This window comes from uncultured Amaricoccus sp. (assembly GCF_937858865.1).
Lineage (GTDB): Bacteria > Pseudomonadota > Alphaproteobacteria > Rhodobacterales > Rhodobacteraceae > Amaricoccus.
This window is the reverse complement of the sequence record NZ_CALLYO010000327.1, coordinates 1-3,474: the sequence shown is the minus strand read 5'-3', so window position 1 is coordinate 3,474 and position 3,474 is coordinate 1. Positions and strand designations below refer to the sequence as shown.

The window sequence follows — 3,474 nt, the reverse complement described above, 5'->3', positions numbered from 1 at the left end:
TCGGTGAGCAGGACCGGCTCCGGGTGGCCGTCGAAGCTGCGGATCGCCGCGCCGCGGGCCGGCGGCAACGCGAGGAGGCCGGCGCGGAGCGAGAGCAGGTAGCCGCCGCAGACGAGAAGGGACGCGGCGAGCGCGGCCGGGATGATCGCGGAGCCGGACCAGAGCTCGGTCGCGGTCGAGGCGAGCAGGAGCGCCCCGGCCGCCGCCAGCCCGGCGCCGGTCCGCAAGTCGCCGCCGAGAGATCCGCTGCCTGCCTCAGCCTTGTCCTGCATCGTCCGCCCGTGCCCTGGCCGGCGGCCAGTCTAGATCAGGGGAGCGATTCAACCAAAGGTTTTGTTGGCTAGGGTAGTTTACCCGGAGGTTGCGTGGGTCGGGGCGCGAAAGCGGGCGATGAAGAAGCCGTCGCCGTCGTCGAGGGGGCTGAGGCGGCGGGTGGCGAGCGGGCGCCAGGCGGGGTGGCGGGCGACGAAGGCGGCGGCACGCGCCTCGTTCTCGCGGGAGAGCAGCGAGCAGGTGGCGTAGACCAGGGTTCCGCCGGGCGTGACGCGCGCGGCGGCGGCGTCGAGAATCGAGTCCTGGAGGAGGGTGAGGCGGTCGAGGTCCTGGGGCGTGAGGCGCCACTTGCCCTCGGGCTTGCGGCGCCAGGCGCCGGAGCCGGAGCAGGGCGCGTCGGCGAGGACGAGGTCGCAGACCGGGCCGAGGGCGGCGCATTCGGCGTCGGAGAGGATGCGGACCTCGGCGCCGGCCCGGCGCGCGCGCTCGGGGAGGTCGGCCATCCGGCGCGGGTTGGCGTCCCAGGCCATGAGCTGCCCCTGGCGGCGGAGGGCGGCGGCGAGCGCGAGGGTCTTGCCGCCGCCGCCGGCGCAATAGTCGAGGACGGTCATGCCGGGGCGGACGCCAGCGGTCTCGACGACGAGCTGGCTCGAGGCGTCCTGCAGCTCGACCATGCCTTGGGTGTAGGCGCGGCTGGCGGCGACGAGGCGGGGGTTCTCGAGCACGCGCAGGCCGTCGCGGACGAGGGGGTGGGGGGCGACCTGCACCCCGTCGCGGGCGAGGACGACGGTGGCGGCGTCGCGGTTTGTCTTCAGCGTGTTGACCCGCAGGTCGACCGGGGCGCGCCGCTGCATGGCGGCGAGGACCGGCGCGAAGTCGGCGCCGAGCGAGGCGCGGAGCTCGGGCTCGAGGAAATCCGGGAAGTCGAGGCGGACGGGCGCGGGCTGGGCGGCGAGGTCGCCGGCGAGGGCAGTGCGCTCGGCCGGGGTCGGCGGGGCGGGGTCGAAGCCCTCGCCGGTGAAGAGCGCGTCGAGCGGGGCGCCCTCGGCCGCCTCGCGGGCGAGCAGGATGGCGCGGCCGGTGTCGCCGCCGCCGAGGAAGCCGAAGGAGCGTCGCCGGCGCAGGCCGTCATAGACGAGGTCGCGGACGGCGGCGCGGTCCTTGGATCCGGCGTAGCGGCTGGCGCGGGCCCAGCGGGTGAGCTCGCGCTCGGCCGGGGCGCCGGCGAGGGCGGCGTCCAGGATCTCGATCGCGGCGGAGAGGCGGGCACCGGGGGTCATGGGCGGTCATCTGCCCGCAATCGGCCGGGGCCGCAAGCCGGGCGGGCGCCGGCGCGGGGCGCGCGCCGAGGGGATTTCGCACGCGAAACTATAGCTATCACATTGATATTGAAGGGATTCGTCGGGTAAAAACTTCGTTAATCGCGAAAACGCCCCGGAGCGGTGGCTCCGGGGCGCACGTCAGATCTGCCGGTCGATGAGGTGGTCAGGCGGCGACGCGACCGCCGAGAACCTGATCGACGCGCTGCTGGGCCTTGGTCTCCTCGATGCCGTTCACGGCGGCGACCTCGCGGGTCAGCCGCTCGAGGGCCGCCTCGTAGAGCTGCCGCTCGGAATAGCTCTGCTCGCGCTGGTCGTCGTTGCGGTGCAGATCGCGCACGACCTCGGCGATCGAGATGAGGTCGCCGGAGTTGATCTTCTGCTCGTACTCCTGCGCCCGGCGCGACCACATGGCGCGCTTGACGCGGGCGCGGCCCTTCAGCGTCTCGAGGGCCCGCTCGACGATGTCGGCCGAGGAGAGCGCGCGCATGCCGACCGAGCTCGCCTTGGCGATCGGGACGCGCAGCGTCATCTTGTCCTTCTCGAAGGAGATCACGAACATTTCCAGCCGGAGACCCGCGACCTCCTGCTCGTCGATCGATATGATCCGCCCGACCCCGTGCGCCGGATAGACGACGAAATCGTTCGGACGGAACTCCGTCGGCCTCTTGGTCTTGCTCATGTCTCGCGTCGTTTCCTTACTGACAATCACCGGGTTCAGATCCGTTCGCGCCTTCAATCGGTATCCCGGCAGCCGGCCCCCCGGCGCAAGCGGACCCCGGGCCAGTTCTGCTAGGCCACTGTATCCCGGATCGTTTGTAGGGACGCCCCTCTTAGCAGAAAAACCGGCCAGTGGGAAGTCAAACCAAATGCCGATGCCGTAACATGGGGATGCTCACAAACGTTTCAACCCCGCGGAGCGGGGGCGGAAACGGCCGGTCAGAGCCGAACCGCGGCATAATGTCGCGCCGGCTCAGCTGCCTTCGCCGGGGGTTTCGGAGAAGTATTTCTCGAGCTTGCCGGGCTCGCCGTCACGCTCGGCCGCCTCGGGCAGCGGGTCCCGCCGGGCGACGAGGACCGGCCATTGCTCAGCGTACTTGCGGTTGAACTCGACCCAGCTCTCGAGGTTCGGCTCGGTATCGGGGCGGATGGCGTCGACCGGGCATTCCGGCTCGCAGACCCCGCAGTCGATGCATTCGTCGGGGTGGATGACGAGCATGTTCTCGCCCTCGTAGAAGCAGTCCACCGGGCAGACTTCCACGCAATCGGTGTATTTGCAGGCGATGCAGTTCTCAGTCACAACGTAGGTCATCGGCCCAGGCCCTGATCTTCTCCTCGGTCCGCAAAGCCTGTCACGCCCCGCAGGGCGCTATGTATCAGCATAACCGTCGGGTTCAAGGGGCGGTGCCGGCGCGTCGAGATCGGCGTAGAGCGCCTGCGCCTCGCTGGCCGGGCCGCGGCGGGCGCCGAGGGCGAGGATGCGGATCGCGCGCACGCGGCTGCCGATCGCGAAGCTCAGGCCGTCGCCGACCCGCACCGCCGTGGCGGGCTTCGTCACCCGCAGGGCGTTCACCCGCACCCTGCCGTCGGCGACGAGCCGCGCCGCGATGGCGCGCGACTTGCAGAAGCGCGCCTGCCAGAGCCACTTGTCGAGGCGAATCGCCTGCGGCTCGTCCGGCATCGGCCGGGTCTCAGCTCCGGAGCTTGAGCGACATCAGCGCGGCGAACGGGTTGTCGGGGTCGATGGGCTTCTCCGCGCGCGGCGGGCGGGGCGCGCCGGCCGGCCGGTCCTCGCGCTTCGGCTTGCGGCCGGCCCCGCCCTGACGCGGCTCGCCCTGCTCCTCGCCGCGGGGCGGGCGCGCGCCCTTCTCGTGCCCCTTCT

6 protein-coding genes are annotated in these 3,474 nt (G+C 71.8%); all 6 read right to left on the bottom strand.

Features of this window, described 5'->3' with window-relative positions; translation table 11 throughout:
- Positions 1-227, bottom strand: a 227-nt coding sequence (locus Q0112_RS09285; protein ID WP_297974323.1) for a hypothetical protein, incomplete at its 3' end; no start/stop codon positions are given.
- A 123-nt stretch (positions 228-350) separates the two neighbouring features.
- Positions 351-1,553 carry an RsmB/NOP family class I SAM-dependent RNA methyltransferase gene (locus Q0112_RS09280; RefSeq protein ID WP_297974320.1) on the bottom strand — a complete coding sequence of 401 codons (1,203 nt, stop codon included), beginning with the start codon at positions 1,551-1,553 and terminating at the stop codon, positions 351-353.
- 205 nt (positions 1,554-1,758) lie between these two features.
- Positions 1,759-2,274 (bottom strand): CarD family transcriptional regulator, encoded by a 516-nt coding sequence (locus Q0112_RS09275; RefSeq protein ID WP_297974318.1) that lies wholly within the window; start codon positions 2,272-2,274, stop codon positions 1,759-1,761.
- 291 nt (positions 2,275-2,565) lie between these two features.
- Entirely contained in the window at positions 2,566-2,904 is a 339-nt protein-coding gene (gene fdxA / locus Q0112_RS09270) for a ferredoxin FdxA (RefSeq protein WP_297974315.1), read from the bottom strand.
- A gap of 57 nt (positions 2,905-2,961) precedes the next feature.
- Positions 2,962-3,273, bottom strand: coding sequence for an RNA-binding S4 domain-containing protein (locus Q0112_RS09265; protein WP_297974312.1), 312 nt, complete (start codon positions 3,271-3,273; stop codon positions 2,962-2,964).
- A 10-nt stretch (positions 3,274-3,283) separates the two neighbouring features.
- Positions 3,284-3,474 (bottom strand): hypothetical protein (locus Q0112_RS09260; protein ID WP_297974310.1); only part of this gene is annotated, 191 nt, incomplete at its 5' end.